Annotated in this window: 25 protein-coding genes and 1 tRNA gene; 9 read left to right on the forward strand and 17 right to left on the reverse strand. The window is 58.3% G+C overall.

Going from position 1 to position 20,874, the window contains the following annotated elements:
- Window positions 1-8 precede the first annotated feature (8 nt).
- From WBR57_RS00410 to sctU, 9 genes are read left to right on the forward strand one after another with little or no spacing between them, the layout of a single operon-like run.
- On the forward strand, window positions 9-908 hold the full coding sequence (locus WBR57_RS00410; RefSeq protein ID WP_424081092.1) for an FHA domain-containing protein: 900 nt from the start codon (window positions 9-11) through the stop codon (window positions 906-908).
- Window positions 905-2,263: a FliI/YscN family ATPase gene (locus WBR57_RS00415; protein WP_424081094.1), complete on the forward strand. Its 1,359-nt coding sequence runs from the start codon at window positions 905-907 to the stop codon at window positions 2,261-2,263. Before WBR57_RS00410 ends, WBR57_RS00415 begins: the two co-directional genes overlap by 4 nt.
- Window positions 2,250-2,687, forward strand: a complete 438-nt coding sequence (locus WBR57_RS00420) for a type III secretion system stalk subunit SctO (RefSeq protein ID WP_424081096.1) — start codon at window positions 2,250-2,252, stop codon at window positions 2,685-2,687. Before WBR57_RS00415 ends, WBR57_RS00420 begins: the two co-directional genes overlap by 14 nt.
- On the forward strand, window positions 2,659-3,114 hold the full coding sequence (locus WBR57_RS00425) for a type III secretion system HrpP C-terminal domain-containing protein (RefSeq protein ID WP_424081098.1): 456 nt from the start codon (window positions 2,659-2,661) through the stop codon (window positions 3,112-3,114). Before WBR57_RS00420 ends, WBR57_RS00425 begins: the two co-directional genes overlap by 29 nt.
- Entirely contained in the window at window positions 3,111-4,121 is a 1,011-nt protein-coding gene (locus tag WBR57_RS00430) for a FliM/FliN family flagellar motor switch protein (RefSeq protein WP_424081100.1), read from the forward strand. The genes WBR57_RS00425 and WBR57_RS00430 overlap by 4 nt, the downstream gene beginning before the upstream one ends.
- Window positions 4,118-4,771: a type III secretion system export apparatus subunit SctR gene (gene sctR / locus WBR57_RS00435; RefSeq protein ID WP_424081102.1), complete on the forward strand. Its 654-nt coding sequence runs from the start codon at window positions 4,118-4,120 to the stop codon at window positions 4,769-4,771. Before WBR57_RS00430 ends, sctR begins: the two co-directional genes overlap by 4 nt.
- Before the next feature lie 7 nt (window positions 4,772-4,778).
- Window positions 4,779-5,042, forward strand: a complete 264-nt coding sequence (gene sctS, locus WBR57_RS00440; RefSeq protein WP_424081104.1) for a type III secretion system export apparatus subunit SctS — start codon at window positions 4,779-4,781, stop codon at window positions 5,040-5,042.
- Window positions 5,043-5,052: 10 nt separating this feature from the next.
- Window positions 5,053-5,841, forward strand: a complete 789-nt coding sequence (gene sctT / locus WBR57_RS00445) for a type III secretion system export apparatus subunit SctT (protein WP_424081106.1) — start codon at window positions 5,053-5,055, stop codon at window positions 5,839-5,841.
- Window positions 5,838-6,935, forward strand: coding sequence for a type III secretion system export apparatus subunit SctU (sctU, locus tag WBR57_RS00450; RefSeq protein ID WP_424081108.1), 1,098 nt, complete (start codon window positions 5,838-5,840; stop codon window positions 6,933-6,935). Before sctT ends, sctU begins: the two co-directional genes overlap by 4 nt.
- 55 nt (window positions 6,936-6,990) lie before the next feature.
- Here the strand turns inward: sctU and hrpT are convergent, their stop codons facing one another.
- The 17 genes from hrpT to WBR57_RS00535 all read right to left on the reverse strand — a co-directional run bounded on the left by hrpT (window position 6,991) and on the right by WBR57_RS00535 (window position 20,854).
- Entirely contained in the window at window positions 6,991-7,194 is a 204-nt protein-coding gene (gene hrpT / locus WBR57_RS00455; protein WP_424081110.1) for an HrpT family type III secretion system protein, read from the reverse strand.
- Window positions 7,191-9,329 (reverse strand): type III secretion system outer membrane ring subunit SctC, encoded by a 2,139-nt coding sequence (gene sctC, locus WBR57_RS00460; RefSeq protein WP_424081112.1) that lies wholly within the window; start codon window positions 9,327-9,329, stop codon window positions 7,191-7,193. The genes hrpT and sctC overlap by 4 nt, the downstream gene beginning before the upstream one ends.
- 298 nt (window positions 9,330-9,627) lie before the next feature.
- The gene (locus WBR57_RS00465; RefSeq protein WP_424081114.1) at window positions 9,628-9,861 is read right to left on the reverse strand and encodes a hypothetical protein; all 234 of its coding nucleotides are present in this window, start codon (window positions 9,859-9,861) and stop codon (window positions 9,628-9,630) included.
- Window positions 9,862-9,970: 109 nt separating this feature from the next.
- The gene (sctL, locus tag WBR57_RS00470) at window positions 9,971-10,555 is read right to left on the reverse strand and encodes a type III secretion system stator protein SctL (protein ID WP_424081116.1); all 585 of its coding nucleotides are present in this window, start codon (window positions 10,553-10,555) and stop codon (window positions 9,971-9,973) included.
- Window positions 10,533-11,114 carry a type III secretion protein gene (locus tag WBR57_RS00475; protein WP_424081118.1) on the reverse strand — a complete coding sequence of 194 codons (582 nt, stop codon included), beginning with the start codon at window positions 11,112-11,114 and terminating at the stop codon, window positions 10,533-10,535. Before WBR57_RS00475 ends, sctL begins: the two co-directional genes overlap by 23 nt.
- Window positions 11,107-11,892: a type III secretion system inner membrane ring lipoprotein SctJ gene (sctJ, locus tag WBR57_RS00480; protein ID WP_424081120.1), complete on the reverse strand. Its 786-nt coding sequence runs from the start codon at window positions 11,890-11,892 to the stop codon at window positions 11,107-11,109. The genes WBR57_RS00475 and sctJ overlap by 8 nt, the downstream gene beginning before the upstream one ends.
- A gap of 4 nt (window positions 11,893-11,896) precedes the next feature.
- Entirely contained in the window at window positions 11,897-12,262 is a 366-nt protein-coding gene (locus WBR57_RS00485; protein WP_424081122.1) for a hypothetical protein, read from the reverse strand.
- 88 nt (window positions 12,263-12,350) lie between these two features.
- The gene (locus WBR57_RS00490) at window positions 12,351-12,509 is read right to left on the reverse strand and encodes a hypothetical protein (protein WP_424081124.1); all 159 of its coding nucleotides are present in this window, start codon (window positions 12,507-12,509) and stop codon (window positions 12,351-12,353) included.
- 214 nt (window positions 12,510-12,723) lie between these two features.
- Window positions 12,724-13,638, reverse strand: coding sequence for a sigma 54-interacting transcriptional regulator (locus WBR57_RS00495; protein WP_424081126.1), 915 nt, complete (start codon window positions 13,636-13,638; stop codon window positions 12,724-12,726).
- Between the two features lie 296 nt (window positions 13,639-13,934).
- On the reverse strand, window positions 13,935-15,035 hold the full coding sequence (gene ychF / locus WBR57_RS00500; RefSeq protein WP_053254256.1) for a redox-regulated ATPase YchF: 1,101 nt from the start codon (window positions 15,033-15,035) through the stop codon (window positions 13,935-13,937).
- A 21-nt stretch (window positions 15,036-15,056) separates the two neighbouring features.
- The gene (pth, locus tag WBR57_RS00505) at window positions 15,057-15,641 is read right to left on the reverse strand and encodes an aminoacyl-tRNA hydrolase (protein ID WP_010213318.1); all 585 of its coding nucleotides are present in this window, start codon (window positions 15,639-15,641) and stop codon (window positions 15,057-15,059) included.
- A 168-nt stretch (window positions 15,642-15,809) separates the two neighbouring features.
- Window positions 15,810-16,415 (reverse strand): 50S ribosomal protein L25/general stress protein Ctc, encoded by a 606-nt coding sequence (locus WBR57_RS00510; protein ID WP_424081130.1) that lies wholly within the window; start codon window positions 16,413-16,415, stop codon window positions 15,810-15,812.
- A 138-nt stretch (window positions 16,416-16,553) separates the two neighbouring features.
- Window positions 16,554-17,495, reverse strand: a complete 942-nt coding sequence (locus WBR57_RS00515; RefSeq protein ID WP_003208392.1) for a ribose-phosphate pyrophosphokinase — start codon at window positions 17,493-17,495, stop codon at window positions 16,554-16,556.
- 46 nt (window positions 17,496-17,541) lie between these two features.
- Window positions 17,542-17,616 (reverse strand) — tRNA-Gln (locus WBR57_RS00520).
- A gap of 37 nt (window positions 17,617-17,653) precedes the next feature.
- Window positions 17,654-18,505, reverse strand: a complete 852-nt coding sequence (gene ispE, locus WBR57_RS00525; protein ID WP_424081132.1) for a 4-(cytidine 5'-diphospho)-2-C-methyl-D-erythritol kinase — start codon at window positions 18,503-18,505, stop codon at window positions 17,654-17,656.
- A 2-nt stretch (window positions 18,506-18,507) separates the two neighbouring features.
- Entirely contained in the window at window positions 18,508-19,125 is a 618-nt protein-coding gene (gene lolB, locus WBR57_RS00530; RefSeq protein ID WP_424081134.1) for a lipoprotein insertase outer membrane protein LolB, read from the reverse strand.
- A gap of 4 nt (window positions 19,126-19,129) precedes the next feature.
- The gene (locus tag WBR57_RS00535) at window positions 19,130-20,854 is read right to left on the reverse strand and encodes a tetratricopeptide repeat protein (RefSeq protein ID WP_424081136.1); all 1,725 of its coding nucleotides are present in this window, start codon (window positions 20,852-20,854) and stop codon (window positions 19,130-19,132) included.
- Window positions 20,855-20,874 lie beyond the last annotated feature (20 nt).

The following is a 20,874-nucleotide window of genomic DNA, read 5'->3' on the forward strand; positions in this document are numbered from 1 at the left end:
GCCCGTTGATGTTTGAGCTGCGGGTACTTGATGGGCGGCATGAAGGTGCAGCGTTGCCGTTGTTCGGCGAGCAATGGAGCATTGGTTGCCACCCTGACGCCGACCTTGTCCTGAGCGATCCGGGCGTTGCCGAGCAGCATGCGCGGCTGAGGCTGATTGACGCCAACTGGTCGGTGCAGGCCGAGGCGGGTCTGCTGCACAGCGCTGAGGGTCAGGTGCTGGCACATATCGCCAACCTGCCACTCAACGCGGTGTTTTTGATCGGGGTCGTGCGCCTGTGTGTCGCCTTGGCCGATCAGCCCTGGCCCCAGGCTCCAGTTCCACCACCACTACTACCACCGCCCGTCAGTCAGCCTGTGCCGGTATTGAAGTTATCGTCCATCTCGCACTCGCAGCAAAAGCGCCTGATCAGCCTGGTATTGCTGGTGGCGGTAATCGTTGCGCTAGTGAGCATGTTCTCCACGGGGGAGCGCGAGGCGCAGGCGTCTTTGATGCCGCCCGAGGTCCGCAAGCAAGCCCTGGACTCGCCGTTTGAAGTTCGCCAGCAGTTATTGAAGATGCTCGGCGAGCGTGAGTTGAGCAAGCGGGTCAGCTTGCAAGTGATCAATGGCCAGGTCGCGCTCAACGGCGATGTCTCGCAGGACGAGGTGGAGCTGGTAGCGCGCATGCTCAGCCGTTTCGGCGAGCAGTTCGACAGCGCGGTGCCGGTGATCAGTCGTGTGCGCGTACGCGACGGGGCATTGCCATTCAAGATTGTGCAGATCGTCGGTGGACCGAACGGCCATGTCGTTCTGGAAGATGGCAGCCGACTGTTCGTGGGTGACGAAGTGGATGAGCTGCGCCTGGTGCTTATCGATAACAGCAAGGTGGTCTTTGACGGCGTGCAGCGCTACGAGGTGCGGTGGTGAACGAGCAAGTGCAAGCACGTCTCGACGTCTGGCAAAAGCGCCAGGCCCAGTCGCTGGCCACCTTTGCGCCGGTGACGATGCGCGGTCGGATCCAGCGCGTCAACGGCATGCTGTTGCAATGCCGGTTGCCCAACGCGCGCATCGGTGACTTGTGCCAGGTTGAAAAAAACACTGACGAATACATGTTGGCCGAGATCATCGGGTTTGATCAGCAGGATGCCGTGCTCAGCGCCCTGGGCAACCTCGAAGGTGTGCGTGTGGGGGCGAGTGTGCAGCGCCTGGGGGTGCCGCATCGGGTGCGGGTCAGTGATGAACTGCTGGGCCAGGTGCTGGATGGTTTCGGGCGGCCGATTGCGGGCGATGGCCCCAGTGCCTTTGTCGACGCCGACGACCCAGAAGCGAGCACGGTGCTGTGCGAGGCACCTTTGCCTACCGAACGGCCGAGGATCAATCGGGCGCTGGCGACAGGAGTGCGTTCAATCGATGGTCTGTTGACCCTGGGTGAAGGCCAGCGCGTAGGCCTGTTTGCCGGTGCCGGTTGTGGCAAGACCACCTTGTTGGCGGAAATCGCCCGTAACGTCGAGTGCGATGTGATCGTGTTCGGCCTGATCGGCGAGCGCGGCCGGGAGTTGCGCGAGTTCCTTGACCACGAGCTGGATGATCAATTGCGCGCCAAGGCCGTCCTGGTGTGCGCGACGTCCGATCGCTCAAGCATGGAGCGTGCGCGCGCGGCGTTTACGGCGACAGCGTTGGCTGAAGGCTATCGACGCAAGGGCAAGCGGGTGCTGCTGCTGATCGACTCCCTGACGCGTTTTGCGCGGGCCCAGCGCGAAATCGGCCTGGCGGCGGGTGAACCCCTGGGCCGCGGCGGTTTGCCGCCTTCGGTGTACAGCTTACTGCCGCGCCTGGTGGAACGCGCCGGGTTGACCCGTGACGGTGTGATCACGGCGATCTACACGGTACTGATCGAGCAGGACTCCATGAACGACCCGGTCGCCGACGAAGTCCGCTCGTTGCTCGACGGCCACATTGTGCTGTCGCGCAAGCTGGCCGAGCGAGGTCACTACCCAGCGGTAGATGTACTGGCCAGCCTTTCACGAATTTTGAGCAACGTCGCCGCGCCCGAGCATATTCAGGCGGGTACGGCACTGCGCCGGTTGTTGTCGGCGTACCAGCAGATCGAGCTGATGCTCAAGTTGGGTGAATACCAGCCTGGCAGTGATGCCCTGACCGACCTGGCGGTGGACAGCCGCCAGGCGGTGGACGGGTTTCTGCGCCAGGACTTGCGTGAACCTTCACCGATGGCTGAAACCCTGGATCAACTGACGGAGCTGACCGGCGATGTTCCTTTCTGAATTGGAGACCCTGCGGCGTCTGCGCAAACATCGGGCGGATCGTGCCGAGCGCGCGCTGAGTGAAGCTAAAAGGCAGCAGCGTGTGTTGCAAGTGAAGGTTGAACAGGCCCATCAGGTCCTGGAGCAAACCCGGCTGCAGGAAGCCGAGGAAGCCGCGGCGCTCTTGAGCCAGCATCAAGGGCAAGTGCTCTCGTTTCAGCAACTCAAATCCTGGGGCACCCAGGAGCGCTCGTTGTCTGCCAGTACGCAGCGCGAGCAAGCGCAATTGCATGCATTGCACGGGCAGCAAGCGCAGCAAGTGATCCACATCGACAGCGCGCAGAAGCAGGCTACCCGCTGTTTGCGCGAGGTTGAAAAACTTCGGGAATTATCCCAGTTACTGGTGCAGGAAGAGAATGAAGCAAGAACCTGTGAGCAAACCTGATGCACCCCGCGTGCGCCAGCCCCGCGAGGACCGTGAGCCCAATGCGGCAGGGGTGGTGCCTTGGGAACATGGACGTTTGTTCGCCCAACTGTTCGCCCCTGACGATGATGGCGGAGGCGGTTTCGCTTCTGGCTTGTCGGGACCAAAGGCCTCGGCTGATGTAGCGATGATCGAAGCATTGACTCAGCAGTTGGCGCCTCGCATACAGGTCAGCGTGCAGTTGCCCCTGAACGCGGTGCTTTACCTGCCGCGGCTGGGTCGCATCAATGCCCGTGTCGAGAAGGGGGCGAGCGCCTGGAACGTTGAGCTGGATGCCGAAGAGGAGCGCACCGCGCACTGGCTCGGCGGCGTCAGGAAACGCTGCCAGGACGGGCTGGCCGAAGCGTTGGGCCAGCCTGTGGATATCCATCTCGTGGGCCGCACATGATCACGCCTTTGAAACTGCCGTTGGTGGCGGCGGACAGGGTGGCGGCGTTGCAGCGCCTGGGCCGCGGCTTGCGTTTGCCGTTTCGGGTCGCTGATCAGGAGGGCGTATTGTTGCTCGAGCCCGGCCGCGCGCCCGCGGGTATTCGCCCTTTGTTTTTCGAGAGCGCTTGCGGAGTGCTGGCATTCGCCGAGCCCGGGCCGCTGTTCAGCCTGATGGGCGAATGCCCGGTGCCCCTGGCAGAGGCTGGCAATGACCCGCAGTCGTGGATCTGGGAGCTGTTCCAGCATCATTTAAGCCCGCAGCTGCAGGCAATTTTCGGGTACCTGCGGTTGCTGCCTGCGCCTCAGAAACTGAACTTCGGTTGCCGTTTCACGGTGATGCTGGGCCCCTCCAGAGTCGCGGGCTATGTGTGGCTGACTCCGCAAAGCCTGCTGGCGTTGTGCGCGGCGGGCCCCTGGCGGGCCACAGCCGACCCGTTACCAGCGACGTTTGCGGTGTTCATGGTCGTGACCCTGGGGCGCTTGAGCCTGCCTATTACGCAATTGCGCGACCTGCGTGAAGGCGATGTGCTGATGCTCGAGCAGGCTTTTTTCGATGCGCGCGGCGACGGCTACCTGCCTGCCGCCAGGCGTCGTTTGCGAGGGCGTATTGACGATGAATCCGGGCCGTTATGCCTGAACCTTATTTCGATCGAGGAAGCGTCCGTGGACGAAGATTTCATGATGGAAGAGTACGCGGGGGCCGAGTCGGACCACCCGGTAGCAGATGTATTCGGGCGCGAACCCTTCGATGAGTTGAGCATGGCGCTGACTGTGCGCTGTGGTGCGCTGAACCTGACTTTGGGTGAATTGCGCAACCTAGCTCCGGGGGCAGTGCTGGGGATCACCGGGTATGCACCCGGCATGGCCGGCCTGTATTACGGCGACCGTTCAATAGGCCAAGGGCAACTGGTGGAAGTGGATGGACGACTCGGCCTGCAGTTGTCTCGCGTGGTTCTTTCCCGATGATATTCCAGGGCGTTGACCCCACTGCTCTGGCGCTGTTTTTTGGCGCGTTGTCTGTATTGCCGATGCTGTTGATCGTATGCACGGCATTCTTGAAGATCGTCATTGTGCTGATGATCACGCGCAACGCCATTGGCGTTCAGCAGGTGCCGCCGAGTATGGCGATCAATGGCGTCGCGCTGGCTGCCACGCTGTTCGTCATGGCCCCGGTGGGTTACGAGGTCGCCCAGACCCTCAAGCAATCGCCTCTGGACATGAGCAGCGTGCAGACGCTTCAAACGTCGGGGCTTGTTGCCATAGAGCCGCTACGTGCGTTTATGAAGCGCAACACTGACCCGGATGTGCTGACACACATGCTTGAAAACACTGCGCGTATGTGGCCGCCTGAAATGGCACAAAGCACCCAGCGCGATGACCTGATCCTGTTGGTTCCCTCCTTTGTGCTGTCGCAGTTGCAGGCGGGATTCGAGATCGGCTTCCTGATCTACATTCCGTTCATCGTCATCGATTTGATCGTGTCGAACCTGCTGCTTGCCTTGGGCATGCAAATGGTCTCGCCCATGACCATTTCCCTGCCACTCAAACTGTTGTTGTTCGTGATGGTCTCGGGGTGGTCGCGACTGCTCGACAGCCTGTTCCTTTCTTACCTCTGAGTGCCCTATGGAACCGATCGTACTGTTCAAGCAGGGCATGCTGCTGGTGGTGGTGTTGTCGGCACCGCCACTGATCGTGGCAGTCATCGTCGGCGTGCTGACGTCGCTGATACAAGCCTTGATGCAGGTCCAGGACCAGACGTTGCCCTTTGGCGTCAAACTGGTTGCGGTAGGTATCACGCTGATTTTGACCGGTCGTTGGATCGGTGTGGAGTTGATCCAACTGATCAACCTGATGTTCGAAATGATCGCCCGCTCGGCATTGAACTGAGGGAATACGCGTGGTGATTTATCTTGAGTATTTATCCAGCCTGGTGGTGGGCATGGCGCGTATTTATCCCTGTGCCATTTTGGTGCCTGCGTTCCTGTTCCAACATATACGCGGCATGCTGCGCCACATCGTGGTGATGGTCATGGCGTTGATTCCGGCGCCAGGCATCCATGCTGTACTGATGGCTGAGAACTACTCGGCGCTGATGATCACCGGGCTGATATTCAAGGAGGCGGCCCTGGGCATTTTACTGGGCGTCTTGCTGGCCATGCCGTTCTGGATGTTCGAGTCGGTCGGCGCGCTGTTGGACAACCAGCGAGGCGCGCTGGCGGGCGGGCAACTCAACCCGTCGCTGGGGCCGGACGCGACGCCGATCGGGCATCTGTTCAAACAGCTGGTGATTTACCTGTTGATCGCCGTATTGGGGCTTAGCGTGCTCACCCAAGTGATCTGGGACAGTTACCTGATCTGGCCCGCAACCGCCTGGGTGCCGCTGCCGGCAGTCAATGGTTTCAGTACGTTCCTGGGCATACTCGGCGATACCTTTACGCACATGATGCTCTACGCGGCGCCGTTTATTGCGGTGCTGTTGTTCCTGGAGTTCGGCATTGCGCTGCTGGGGGTCTACAGCCAGCAACTGCAAGTAAGTTCGCTGGCGCCTCCAGTCAAGTCCCTGGCGGGCCTTGGTATTCTGCTGTTGTATTTCGCGTTGTTCCAGGACCTGATCGTCGAGCGCTTGGGCCTGCTGGATGACCTTAAACACTCACTCGGGTTGATGTTCAAGGACTCGACGCCATGAGTGACTCAGGTGAAAAAAAGCACCCCGCGTCAGCCAAGAAGCTGCGCGATCAGCGCAAGAAAGGCCAGGTCTCCCAAAGCCAGGATGTGGGCAAGTTACTGGTGCTGACGGCCATCAGTGAGATCGCTTTGTTTGCCGCCGACAGCAGTATGCAACGTTTCCAGCAACTGATGGTGTTGCCCATGTCGAGCATGAGTCAGCCCTTCGTACGCGCGGTGGAGGAAGTGCTGTTTTCGGGGCTGGTGATGTTTTTCGCGTTTGCCCTGTTGATGGTCGGCGTGGCGATTATCATGAAGCTGATCGCCAGTTGGATGCAGATAGGGTTTCTGTTTGCGCCGGAGACCTTGAAGCTCGATTTCAACCGCATCAACCCCCTCAATCAGCTCAAGCAGATGTTTTCTGCCCAGTCGATCATTAACCTGCTGATGAGCATTGCCAAGGCGGTGCTCCTGGGCCTGGTGCTGTACGTGGTGATCAGGCCCTCATTGGGCACGTTGATCAACCTGGCCACCACTGATCTGCAGACTTACATCGTTGCGCTGATCAGCCTGTTCCGCCACTTGCTGCATGCCTGCCTGGGGCTTCTGCTGGTGCTGGCGCTGATAGACCTGGCGATGCAGAAGCACTTCTTTGCCAAGCGCATGCGCATGACCCAGGTCGAGGTCACCCAGGAATACAAGAACATGGAAGGCGACCCCCATGTGAAGGGGCAGCGTCGCTCGTTGGCCTATCAATTGGCCAACGAGGAGCCCAAGGTCAAGCTGCCCAAGCTGGAAGAAGCCGACATGCTGGTGGTCAACCCGACGCACTTTGCTGTTGCCCTGTATTACCGCGCCGGTGTGACGCCGCTGCCCCTGCTGGTCAGCAAAGGTACGGACGCCGACGCCCGCCAATTAATTCAGCGGGCGAAGGCCGCCGAGGTGCCGGTGATCCAGTGTGTGTGGCTGGCCCGCACGCTCTACACTCACAAACTCGGGGCGAGTATCCCGCGCGAAACCTTGCAGGCCGTGGCGCTGATCTACCGCACGTTGCGTGAACTCGATGATGAAACCAAGCGTGAAACCCTGCAGCTGCCAGAGCTAGAGTTGCGCTGACCAGTGCACAGCGCTGCGAATGCCTGGCGCTGATCACCAGGCATTTTGTCGGGGCTTATCGTTCCAGCGATATCGTCTGGTAGTCCGCCCGTTCCCCGGAAGGGCCAGGCTCGACGCGCATCTGCGGCGGCCACCAGATCACCATTTGATCCTTGGTCGCTTGTGGGCGTGAGCAGGAGTCGCCCTTGCACGTTGGGGTGCAGCCGGCGATGAACAGCACGGTGCCGATCAGGGTGACGCACAACAAGGGGTGTTTCATGGCGTAGTCTTCTTAGCTGGAGTGATCAAGGAGGGGCGAGGCACGCCGATGTGTTCATCTTTCACCACCGGGCGCATGGCGATAAAGACTTCGGCCTCTTCACCCGGTTTAAGCCAGGCGCGCGGCCACACGGTGACGGCCAGGGTTTGCGAATTGCTGCATTCCTTTTCATCGATACGCACATTGCGCTTGAACTGGTTCCGCAGCACCACCACCGCCACATTGAACTCCGGGCCGGCATACCACTGGCTGCGCTCGGTGTTCATGGCCAGCAGTTCACGGGTGTTGCACAGAGTGCCGAGGCCCAGTGGCATTGGGGCCGCCTTGAATGCCAGAGGCACTTCGCCGGACACCAGGCGCGCCAGCGTGCCCGTGATGTCACTGCGTTTAATGACCGGCTCGTGGGCGGCATACCGCCTTGCCAGTGGCTTGAGCGCGGCTTGCAGCTCGACCTGATCGTCCTGCGGCAAATAGCGTGACGGGTCAGCTTGATCGCCCATGACCCGTGGGGTCAGGATAAACAGGCGCTCGCGGCGATTGTTCTGGCGTTCGGAGGAAGAGAACAGCGCCTTGCCCAGCAGTGGAATATCACCCAGCAGCGGGACCTTGCTGCGTTTGTCAGTGCTTTCGGTGACATGGAAGCCACCCACCACCAATGAGCGTTTTTCCGCGATGACCGCTTGGGTGCTGACCTTGCCGCGGCGTACGTCGGGCCCGATGCGATCGGGGTTTGATTCGTCGAAATTACCGTCTTCGATATCGATGGCCAGGTGAACCTGATGCGTGCCACCCGAGGTCGTCACCCTGGGCACCACCTGGAAACTGGTGCCGACGGTGATGGGCAGGATGGTCGCAATCTCGGTGCCTGCCTGGAGGTACTGGGTACGGTTGAAATCAATCACCGCCGGCTGGTTTTCCAGGGTAAGGACCGAGGGGTTGGACACCATGGTCGCCAGGCCGCGTTGCTCGAGGGCGCGTATTTCGGCAAAGAAGTGGTCCCGACTTCCGATGGACACTTGTGAGGTACCGCCCGGTGCCATGTTTGCGCGGCCACCGAAGCGGCTGTTCTGAAAGCCCCAGGTGACCCCGAATTCGCGCAATTGAGTGCGATCTATGTCCAGGATGATTGCGTCGATTTCCACCAGCCTGCGTGCTATGTCGAGCTGGGTAATCAGTTCGCGGTACATCGCCTGGCGCTCCGGCAGATCGTAGATCAGCACGGCGTTGTTGCGTACATCGGCTTCGACACGGATTCTGCCCCTGGATACCGGCGCCCGGGGGCTGAGCGTTGCACCGGTTTCCAGCTGTCCTACGCTTCCTGTTTGACCTAGCATTTGCCCCAGCAAAGGGTTATTCAACCGGGGAATGTTAGGCATTATCGGTGAGGGCTGCGATGACCCGGAGCGCGCATTAATCGCCGAAAGAGCGGACGCATCCCGCGGCTCCAATAACCCCTTCAGCATGCTGGCGACACCTGGAATAGTCAGCTTTTCGCCGCGGTAGTCAATTTGGCGATCCGCTGCGTTGGCGAACTTCAGCGGGTAGCTGAGTACGCTTTGCTTTTCGTCGGGGGTTTTACGCTGGCTGCTGAATTGCTTGATCTGGTCGATATATCGCTTCGGGCCAGACACCAGCACCACGCCATCATCCGGCAGTTCACCCCAGCCGAAACGGCTGTCGAGCAGGCCGATATCGGTCAGGGCCCCCTTGAGGTCGGCGACGGTCTCGGAAGAGACTTCCAGGCGCGCGGACTCTTGCAGGTCCAGGGTGCTGATATAGAGGGTATTGTTGTACAAGTACCACTGGAAACGGTGCTCTACCGCCAGTCTGTCGAGCATTGACTGGGGGGTATTCGCACGTATCTTGCCGTTTACGATCCCGTCCAGAAGGCCGTCAATTTGCAGTTGGGTGCCAAACGTCTGAGCGAAATCCTCCAGTACATCGCGCAGGGGTTTATGCTCGGCCTCATAAGCATAGGCGGTGTTTTTCCATTCAGGAGGAATGGCGGCAAGGGTGCTCTGCAGTGGCGCCAACAGCAGGGGCAGGGCGAACAGACAGCGCCAGTGAACGCGCTTTGCCAGAGTAGCGGGCGAGTTTAAACGCAAGCCGGTGTGCTTGTTGATCTTGCTAGACATGACAGGTTCTCTGTTTCAGCGCGGTAGCTTACGTAATGAAGTGGGCCGCAATGGGCGCCCAGGCTTGGTCAGGCGCGCGGTTACGCTGCGCCCGGTGTCACGTTGGTTCAGAAGTGCTTCAAGTGATATCAACAGGTGTTCCTGCCGGCAATGTCGCGGCGAGCATTGCACCAACCAGCGGTGGGCTTGCAGCCAAGGCAAGTGCGCCAGGCTGGAATGACCCAGATGGCACACGCGCCGCAATGGGGTATGGAGTTCGCGTCCATTCAAGCAATCCGTCAGCTTTTGTTGCCAATCACTAGACGACATTGATGGCCGATTTAAGCGTTTCATGCTTATAGCCAAGGAAGGTTGTGCTCACTGCTAAGTTGTTAACCAGAAGGGATTTCTGCTCTATGAGCTGATCGAAGAGCTGTGAGATTTCTTCGGTCCCTTGGCTGTATTGAGCCTCGACCCCAATTTGCTCGGTTATTCTCTCGGAACGCATTTGCTGCCTGTAGAGATTACTGAGTACGCGTGAATCATTATTCATCACAATATCTCCAGTGGGGTTGTATCGCTGTGTGGCGCCGAATTGATGGCCAGTTCCAGCAACCGATTATTTTTTTTGAGAAAGAAAAGCTTTTTATCCGGAAAGGTTGTTACTGGGTTTTGGCCAAGGGTGGAATGACCACCAGGTTGTCGACGGCATCAGCCCAATTAATTTGAAATCCGCCGTCCTCCGTCTCCAGAAGCAGCGACTGGGCGGCAAGGCGGTCTTCGACTCGAAGCGTCCATGGCACATCACAGTGCAGATCGAGCCAGTGCTCAACGTGTTCGCGGTCCGCCGGGTTGCACAGTAAGCTTGCCTCCACTGTCGGTAGCTGGGCGTCCAGCAGTTTATTGAGCAGGGCGGTGAGGCGTTGAGCGGGTACGGTCTCGCCCAGGAGACTTCGAATAGCTGCGTTAATGACGCAAGTGGCGGCCTGTTCCAAACTGTCAAACATCGCTTGGCGCTCCGCGTCCCAGCGGGACAGTTGGGCATTGGCGCGCTGCCAGAACTCATCACTAGCGCTTTCGAGTAGTTTTTCGCACTGGGCTTGAGCCTGTTGTATGAGCGCCTGTGCTTGGGCTTCGGCGTGTTCGATGATTTGACGGGCCTGGGCGTAGTCAGAAAGCATTTCCCGGGGTATCAGGGCTGCCGGTTGATCTTGGGTGTTCAGCTCAATCTTGTGGGCGCAAAACATGTTCGGATTTCTCGCGGGGGGCGCGCGCAGCATCATCGACGCTGTTAGCGGTTGCACGCCAGATGGTGGCTTTCCACAGGGTATCCAGCCGGCTATGAGCATCCGCCAGCGTAGGATGCTGCTCCAACTCAAGTACCCTCTGGCGAGGGAAGATCAATCGTAGGCGTTTCCAGAGAGTGGGGACGACCCACGCGCGCAGATAGTGTAATGGGTCGTCGAGGCTCACCGGTATTGAGTCGGGTGGCAGTGCCTTGCTCAAACGCTGGCACCAAAGAAGCTGGTCTTGATTCAACCGGCTGTCGTGGGGGGCGTTGTACACCTCATTGACGAGTATCAGTACGAGATCTCGTTTTAGCTTGTTGCTCAGTATCAGTTGCAATATGGCCGCAGAGGGGGGTGGGGGTAGCTCTGGTTCGATGCCGAAAAGGTTGCTCACTTGGCGATGATGGCAGCGTGAAAGCGCCGCTGTCTCTACAAAGCCGGTGTGTGTGAGCCAATCGATGTGGGCATTCTCCCAGGGGAAGGCCCACCATCTTGCCCAACTGAGACCATCACTCATGGCTGTATGCTATGGAAGGCTCAGGTACAGGGGCGGGCCTTTTCCTACGACGCCAGAGCAACCAGGCAATGCCTCCCAGCAACAGGGCGACTACAGGCACAGTCAGGGTGGCATGCCAGAATCCCAGGTCGTGCTCCGGTACCAGAAAAGGACCGAGATATGTAAGCTGCTGCTGCTCCTTATAAGCGGTGGCGGGTACAAAAATGACGGTCAGTTTTGTGGTGTTGTCTATGGCTGAAGCCATCCCGGGGATGCTGCTGGCCACCATCCTGCGAACGCGAGGATTGATATTGTCAGGGTCCAGTCGCGGATCGTGCTTGATGAATACAGACGCTGAGGCCGGCTGTACCGGCTCGCCTGGCGCTACTCGCTCAGGCAGCACCACATGCACCCGTGCGACGATCACACCGTCTATGTTTGACAAGGTCGATTCCAGTTCCTGCGACAGCGCATAGATGTAGCGCGCGCGCTCCTCCAGCGGGGTGGAAATCACACCTTCTTTGCGGAAGATATCTCCCAGTGTCGAGCGAGCAGTTTTGGGCAATCCGGCTGCGTCCAGAGTGCGAACAGCTCGACTGATGTCACTTGCCTTGACGCGAACGGCGACGCCATCTTTTCCAGGGATTTTCTGGGCACGAATCTGTTTGTCTGCGAGCTCCGCGATGACCTCGTTGGCTTCCTGCTCTGAAATATTGCGATGAAGCTCTACGCTGTCACCGCAGCCGGATAGCATCAACACCGATGAAAAAAACACTAGGGCAATTAGATGGCGAGACATGCATCTATCCCATGTTGCAAACTTTGTCGGTGCATTTTGCGACTGCGCCAATCACCTTGATGCGCGACGTCAAGTCGACGTGTGCTTCGGCCAGCGCCTGGGCGAACTCATTCGCATCCTTGGATTCCTTGTTCATGCTCGCCTCCCGGAACGCTTTGGAGACGCGTCTGGATAACTTAGCCGACTCAGGGGATTCCCAGGAAATAGGCGGAGATGCCATGACGGGGGCGATTGCTCTACCAGACTGTTCGTTGGTGACCGGCCGGGCGTTGAATAAATGGATGTCAGACGCTCTGTTGACCGCATCAGGTGCATCGTTCTGACCCGTGATGTTTCTATCTTCTGGGAGCCCTGAGGTGGTGGTGTACATATGAATCTCCAGCGAATGAATCGACTATTGCGCCCGTCGTGACGGTAAAAACCTCCCCGGCTTGATGGGCAGGGAAGGTCGGTGTCACTTAGGCGAATCGCAAGGTTTTGGTGCGGCCCGCTTTTGCTGTGAGCAGTTCCTGATCGGCACTCTTCTTGGCCTCGCTGACGATCTCCTTTTCTTTGTTGGCATTGATTGCTTCCAGCTGTGCTTGGTTGGCAGCGTTACTTACGTTTGGAATTGCCATAGATCACCTATGTGATTTCTGAATGAATACTGATAGCGGAGATTGGCTACCAGCGTGTATTGAGAAACTTAAGTCGCTCGACTTATACGTGGTCTGCAGCCGATCAGGGGTTCCATGCTTATTTGGAGGATTTGTATAAAATTATTTCTTGCAGGGGGTGAAAGTTGTTTTTCAGTCGCCTTCCTGCTGTTTTATTGTCTTGAAACGTTGCTGGCTATATCTCGAGTTGTTTCATACGGTAGTAAAGTGTGCGCTTGGGGATCCCTAGCTCAATCGACACTTTATCTACGCAATGGTCGTTACGATAAAGCGACTCTTCAATCAGTGCCTTTTCAATTTGTTGCAGACGATCTTTCAGGCACATCGGGCTGTCCGGCTGATTGCTACTGGGGCTTGAGAGCGGTGGCAGGCCCAGCACGAACCGCTTGGCCGTTGAGCGTAATTCGCGAATATTGCCTAGCCAGGAGTGGCACAGTAATTCCTGCAGGAGCTGATGAGGCAGGGACGGCATGTCGCATTTGAAATGGTCGGCTTCTTGCCGGATCATCTTCAGGAACAATGGAATGATCCGTTCTCGCTGGTGCCGCAGGGCAGGAAGCTGGAAGCTGACGACATTCAAGCGAAAGTACAGGTCGCGTCGGAAGGTGCCTTGCTCGACCATTGCCAATAGCGACTGCTGGGCCGACGCAATAACGCGCATATCCACGGGGATGAATCGGGTTGAGCCCAGGCGCTCCACGCCACGCGTCTCCAGTACGCGCAACAACTTGGCTTGCATGCTCAGTGGCATGCTGTCGATCTCATCGAGATACAGGGTGCCCAGGTGAGCGGCCTCTACAACGCCGGCCCGCGATTGCAGTGCTCCCGTAAACGCGCCGCTGTTGACACCGAATAATTGGCTCTCTGCGAGACTTTCCGGGATGGCGGCGCAGTTCACGGCAACAAAGTTGCCTCGACGCCCCGATAGACTGTGGATCCGTTGGGCCAAGGTATCCTTGCCCGTGCCGGTTTCGCCCAATAACAGTATGTCAATACTGAGAGAGGCGGTGCTAGCGAGCGTACTTTCAAGATCCGGGCTTTCGATCAATGAGATGACTGTTTCATTTTCCACGAGAGGCACGGCCGACATCGAAAGGGTGCTCCATTATTACTTCGCGCTGGTTGAGGAAGAGTTAGCACGCGCGGTTCAGTAGAATGGAAAGCATAAGTTTTTTCTTCCTGCATTAAAGTAGGAACTTGCGCAGGCGGTGTAGGATAAGTTAGACGGTTGCAGGTTTATTTCTTTTGATGGGGTAGTCAGTAGGGGGAATCTTAAAATGGAAGGTATATATATGAGTTTGTTAACAGGGTGTGTGGTTCTCGCCCACAAAAAAGCCGATGCATTGCATCGGCTTTTCATTGTGCGAGGTAAACCGCAGGTAGTGCTTACACGTTAAACCGGAAGTGCATTACATCACCATCCTTGACGATGTATTCCTTGCCTTCCAGGCGCCATTTACCGGCTTCCTTGGTGCCGGCCTCACCCTTGTACTGAATGAAGTCGTTGTAGGCGATCACTTCGGCGCGGATAAAGCCTTTTTCGAAGTCGGTATGGATCACGCCGGCAGCCTGTGGGGCGGTGGCGCCGACCTTGACGGTCCAGGCACGCACTTCTTCGACACCGGCGGTGAAGTAGGTCTGCAGGTGCAGCATTTCATAGCCAGCGCGGATCACACGGTTCAAGCCAGGCTCTTCCAGGCCCAGGGCCTCGAGGAACATGTCTTTTTCTTCGCCGTCATCCAACTCGGCAATTTCCGCTTCGATCTTGTTGCACACCGGCACCACGATCGCGCCTTCTTCGTCGGCGATGGCCTTGACCACGTCGAGCAGCGGGTTGTTCTCGAAGCCGTCTTCAGCGACGTTGGCGATGTACATCACCGGCTTGGTGGTCAGCAGGTGGAAGCCCTTGATCACCGCTTTTTCGTCGGCATTCATGCTCTTCATCAGGCTGCGTGCGGGTTTGCCCAGGGTGAAGTGAGCGATTAACTGCTCCAGCAGACCTTTCTGGACTACGGCATCCTTGTCGCCGCCCTTGGCGTTGCGTGCAACTTTCTGCAGCTGCTTTTCGCAGCTGTCGAGGTCGGCGAAGATCAGTTCCAGGTCGATGATCTCGATGTCGCGTTTCGGGTCAACGCTGTTGGAGACGTGAATCACGTTCTCGTCTTCAAAGCAGCGGACCACGTGGGCAATCGCATCGGTTTCACGGATGTTGGCCAGGAACTTGTTACCCAGGCCTTCACCTTTCGACGCGCCGGCGACCAGGCCCGCGATGTCGACGAATTCCATGGTGGTCGGCAGGATGCGCTTCGGGTTGACGATAGCCGCCAGTTCCTGCAAGCGCGGGTCCGGCATGGCCACGATGCCGCTGTTGGGTTCGATGGTGCAGAAGGGGAAGTTCTCCGCCGCAATACCGGATTTGGTCAGCGCGTTGAACAGGGTGGATTTGCCGACGTTGGGCAGGCCGACGATGCCGCAATTGAATCCCATGGTGTTTCCCCTCGGTAAGAGTCAGGCCTTCTGGCTGTGCAGGTTTTTCATCGCACGGTTCCATTCACCGGCGAAGATATCCGGCAGCACGCCGAGGGCAAAGTCGATGCTGGCATCGAGTTTTTCCTGTTCGGCGCGTGGCGCACGACCCAGGACGAAATTTGAAACCATACTGGCAACGCCTGGGTGGCCAATGCCGAGCCGCAGACGGTAAAAATTATTCTGATTGCCCAGCTGCGCAATGATGTCGCGCAGGCCATTGTGCCCACCATGCCCGCCGCCCAGCTTGAGCTTGGCAACCCCGGGTGGCAGGTCCAGTTCGTCATGGGCCACCAGGATTTCCTCGGGTTTGATCCGGAAGAAGCCCGCAAGCGCCGCGACAGCCTGGCCGCTGCGGTTCATGTAGGTGGTGGGAATCAGCAGACGAACATCCTGACCCTGATGCGAAAAGCGCCCGGTCAGGCCGAAATATTTGCGATCGGCCACAAGGTTCACACCTTGAGCGTGGGCGATGCGCTCAACAAAAAGGGCCCCCGCGTTATGCCGGGTCTGTTCGTATTCGGCGCCTGGATTTCCCAGGCCAACGATCAGTTTAATGGCAGTCACGACAGGGGCCCTTCCTTTGGAGTTGTGGATAACATCGCCGCAATCAGTGTGCGGCGAAAGTGGACGACGGGAGCTAACTTATCCAGAGATAAACTTCGCGTTGTCGCCCGCTTTCTCGCTACGTTCCGGTCCGCGATGTTTCCTCAAGCTCCGACGTTACAGAGCAAATTACTCTGCAGCGGTTTCGCCTTCTTCATCTTCTGCTACAACACGTGGCGCGTGGACGTTGGCAACAGCCTTGTCGTCGTCGTGAGCCAGTGCTACGAACTCAACGCCTTTAGGGGCTTTGAGGTCGGACAGGTGGATGATGGTGCCGATTTCAGCAGCCGACAGGTCGACTTCGATGAACTCAGGCAGGTCTTTCGGCAGGCAGGTTACTTCCAGCTCGGTAGCGGTGTGGGAAACAACGCCGCCTTTCTTGACTGGAGCTTCTTCACCAATGAAGTGCACAGGCACGATAGCGGTCAGTTTTTGACCGGCTACAACGCGAATGAAGTCGGCGTGCAGTACGTGGCCCTTGGCTGGGTGACGTTGCAGTGCCTTGATGATGACGTTCTGCTTCTTGCCGCCAACGTTCAGCTCGATGATGTGGCTGTAGGCCGCATCGTTTTCCAGCAGTTTGGCGATTTCTTTGGCCAGCATGCTGATGGATTCAGGGGCTTTTTCGCCACCGTAAACTACAGCTGGAACCAGACTTGCGAGACGACGCAGGCGGCGGCTCGCACCTTTCCCCAGGTCGGAACGCGCTTCAGCATTCAGAGTAAAATCGTTCATGTTGTATCTCCAAAATAACCACATTCGCCCTAGCGTTTGCGACCAGCGCTAAAGGCGATATGGGCAAAAAAGCCCCGCCCCGGCAGTATGCTGGGGCGGGGCGCTTTTCGTCAGTGAGGTGTTCCGAAGGGTTGAGCCTTAACGGAACATCGCGCTGATCGATTCTTCGTTGCTGATGCGGCGAACCGCTTCGGCAACTACCGGTGCGATATCCAATTGACGGATACGCGAACAGGCTTGAGCAGCTGCGGACAACGGGATGGTGTTAGTCACCACCAATTCGTCCAGCATGGAATTCTCGATGTTCTCGATCGCTCGGCCCGACAGCACAGGGTGTGTGCAGTAGGCGAAGACTTTAGCCGCACCGTGCTCTTTCAAGGCTTTCGCCGCGTGGCACAGGGTGCCGGCGGTGTCGACCATGTCATCAACCAGAATACAGGTACGCCCTTCGACATCACCGATGATATGCATCACTTCAGAGTGATTGGCTTTCTCACGGCGTTTGTCGATGATCCCGAGGTCCACGCCCAGGGATTTGGCAACAGCCCGTGCACGCACGACGCCACCAATGTCCGGGGACACGATCATCAGGTTTTCAAAGCGCTGGTCTTCGATGTCGTCCACCAATACTGGCGAACCGTAGATGTTATCTACCGGAATATCGAAGAACCCCTGGATTTGGTCAGCGTGCAGGTCAACCGTGAGAACACGGTCGATGCCTACCACGGTCAGCATGTCAGCCACGACTTTCGCGCTGATAGCCACACGTGCGGAACGCGGACGGCGATCCTGACGGGCATAACCAAAGTAAGGGATTACAGCTGTGATTCGAGTCGCTGAGGAGCGGCGGAAGGCATCAGCCATCACGACGAGTTCCATCAGGTTATCGTTGGTCGGAGCGCAGGTCGGCTGAATAATGAAGACGTCTTTACCGCGGACGTTTTCATTGATCTCGGCTGTAATTTCGCCGTCGGAGAACTTACCGACAGAGATGTCACCGAGAGGGATATGCAGCTGACGTACGACACGTCGAGCCAGATCGGGGTTGGCGTTCCCCGTAAAGACCATCATCTTGGACACGCGCAGTACCTAGAGGCTGAGGGTAACCTGGATGAGTATAGGAAAATGGCAGGGGCGGCTGGATTCGAACCAACGCATGGCAGGATCAAAACCTGCTGCCTTACCGCTTGGCGACGCCCCTGTATCTGTTGCAACGAGTACCCAGTACTCGATTCCTTTTAGAGCAGACTTTGCAGCTTGCGATGCAACATCGAAACGTTGCTTCCCTTTGCTACAAACCCTGTAAGGGTCTCTGTAAGAAGGGCCGAGACTTTATCAGCTTCAGCTTTGCTTGGGAAGCCCCCAAACACACAACTTCCAGTTCCGGTTAATTTTGCTTCGGTAAATTTACCTAACAAATTCAAAGCGTTACGTACCTCTGGATAACGCCTTGCTACAACCGGTAAGCAGTCATTTCGACTGTTTCCCTTGGGAACGGGGCGCACTTTAATGGGAGGAGAGTTACGTGTCAACAGTGGATCTGAAAAAATTTCTGCTGTACTTACAGATACTTGCGGAACAAGCACGACATACCACGGCTCTTCGGGGTATTCGGGGCTGAGTTTCTCGCCCACACCCTCGGCAAAAGCCGCGTGCCCACGCACGAAAACCGGGACGTCCGCGCCCAGTGTCAGGCCCAGCGCGGCCAGGCGATCGTGGTCCCAACCGAGCTGCCACAAGTGGTTCAGGCCCAGCAGTGTGGTCGCGGCATTTGAGCTGCCACCACCGATACCGCCGCCCATGGGCAAGATTTTATCGATCCAGATGTCGATGCCGAGCGCGCAGCCGGATTGCGCCTGAAGTTTTTGTGCGGCCTTCACGATCAGGTTGCTGTCGTGGGGCACGCCTTCGAATTCGGTGTGCAGTCGGATCACGCCATCGTCGCGCACGGCGAAGGTCAGCTCATCGCCATAGTCGAGAAATTGAAACAGCGTCTGCAGCTCGTGGTAGCCGTCTTCACGGCGCCCGAGAATGTGCAGCATCAGATTGAGTTTGGCCGGGGAGGGCAGGGTCAACGTTTGTACAGACACGTTTATTGCCCCAGCTTGCGTGGTTGCCAGTCCTTGATCACCAGCGTGACGTCAAGGTCGGTGCCGTGCAGCTTGATACGCTCGGGCAGCCAGTAGCCGCCCTGTTGCACGTAGCTCAGGTACTCGACCTGCCAGCCATCCTGCTCCAGGGTGGCCAAGCGGCTGTCGCCGTTAAGACTCAAGCGACTTTTGCTGTCGGGCGCCGGCAGGCCGCGCACCCACCACACCAAGTGCGAGACGGGCAGCTTCCAGCCCATCTGCTGTTCGAGCAATTCTTCCGGCGATGTCGCCTCATAACGGCCCTGGTTGGCCACTTCGAGGCTGACTTGCCCCGGTCGGCCGGTCAGACGGGCTGCGCCTCGGCCCAGCGGACCGGACAGGCGAATGTCGTAGTAATCCTGGCGTTGCAGCCAGAACAAAGTGCCGCTGCCGGAATCCTTCGGCGCGCGAACCCCGACTTTGCCCTCGATCTGCCAGCCATCAATGCTGCTGAGCTGGTCCTTGTGCTGTTGCCATTGCGCCGGGTTGCCCTGGCCTTCAACGGATTCACGGGAACCGAAGCCCGCGCAACCGGCGAGCAGGGCGATCAAACTGAAAACGATAACGTGGCGCAAGAACATAAGTTTAAAGGGTCTCGGATCCGGTCAGGCGCTTGATGGTGCCGCGCAGGATAGGGCTTTCGGGTTGTTCCTTGAGGAATTTTTCCCAGACTTGTCGGGCTTCGCGTTGTTTGCCGTTGGCCCAGAGCACTTCGCCCAGGTGGGCGGCGACTTCCTGGTCGGGGAAGCGTTCCAGCGCCTGGCGCAGCAGACGTTCGGCCTCGTCCAGGTTGCCCAGGCGGTAATTCACCCAACCGAGGCTGTCGAGTACGGCCGGGTCTTCCGGGTTGAGCTTGTGGGCTTGCTCGATCAGTACCTTGGCTTCGTCATAACGCGTGGTGCGGTCGGACAAGGTGTAACCCAAGGCATTCAGGGCCATGGCGTTGTCCGGGTCGCGCTTGATGATCAGGCGCAGGTCTTTTTCCATCTGCGTCAGGTCGTTGCGTTTTTCCGCCTGCATGGCGCGGGTATACAGCAAATTCAAATCGTCGGGGAATTGCAGCAACGCTTGCTGCAAGACTTTCCAGGCGCGCTCGCCCTGATTATTGGCCGACAAGGTCTCGGCCTGGATCAGGTAGAGCTGGATCGCGTAATCCGGTTCGGCGTCGCGGGCTGCGGCCAGGCGTTTTTCCGCCTCGTCGGTGCGGCCGTTGCTCATCAGAATGTCAGCCTGGCGCAACTGGGCCGGCAGGTAGTCATTGCCGGGGCCGACTTGGGCGTATTCGAGCAGGGCAGCCTGCGGGTCGTTGCGTTCTTCGGCAATGCGGCCGAGGTTCAGGTGCGCCGAGTCCACATGGCTTTCACGCTGGATCAGTTCTTCCAGGTAACCCTTGGCCTCGTCCCACGCCTTGGCTTCCAGGCATACCAGCGCCAGGGAGTAACGCAGTTCGTCGTCGTCCGGGTATTGCTGGACCAGGTTGGCGAACTGCACTTTGGCGTCCCCCATACGGTCCTGCTCCACCAGCGTACGCGCGTACGTCAGGCGCAGGCGCTTGTCTTCCGGGTACTTCTTGATGCTTTTTTCCAGCAGCGGAATCGCTTCCTTGCCGCGATTGAGATTTTGCAGCAGACGGGCACGCAACAGGATCGGCGCGATCTCGCCGTCTTCCGGCGGGTTCTGCTCCAGCAGCTTGAGGGCGGCTTCGGCTTCATCGTCCTGTTGCAGCAGCAAGGCCTTGCCGAAAATCAGCTGGCTGTTCTTTGGGTGTTTTTGCAGCAGGCGGTCGAAACTTTTCATCAAGCCATTGCGCGTGTCCTGGTCGGTGTCGGCCGCCGACAGCGCGAGAAAGTCGAAATGCGTGTCGCCCTTGCCCTGCAGGACTTTCTCCATATAGATCATGGAGTCGTCATAGCGCCCGGCGCGCGCCAGTTGAATGGCCGCTGCGCGTTGGGCTTCCAGGTCATCCGGGGCGTTTTTGGCCCAGATCAGCGAGGTGTCCAGCGCGGCCTGATCGGCGCCCAGGTACTCGGCGATGCGGAACGCGCGCTCGGAAATGCCCGGGTCCTGCGTGTTGATGGCCTGGGTCACGTAGTTATCCAGCGCAATGTCGAAGCGATTGCGCTGGCCGGCCAGCTCCGCGCTCAGCAGGCTGAACACCGTTTCTTCACTGAACGAGGAATAAACCTTGGGCTTTTCAGGGGCGGGGGTGCTGTCTTCTACCGGCGGCGTACCGTCCGGCGGCACGGGTGCCATGGCCTGGCAGCCGCTGAGGAAGACTAAAGCAAGGAGCAACGCGGAAGATCTATTCATATAGGAAGAGGACGACTAAC

The organism is Pseudomonas sp. (assembly GCF_049590575.1).
Lineage (GTDB): Bacteria > Pseudomonadota > Gammaproteobacteria > Pseudomonadales > Pseudomonadaceae > Aquipseudomonas.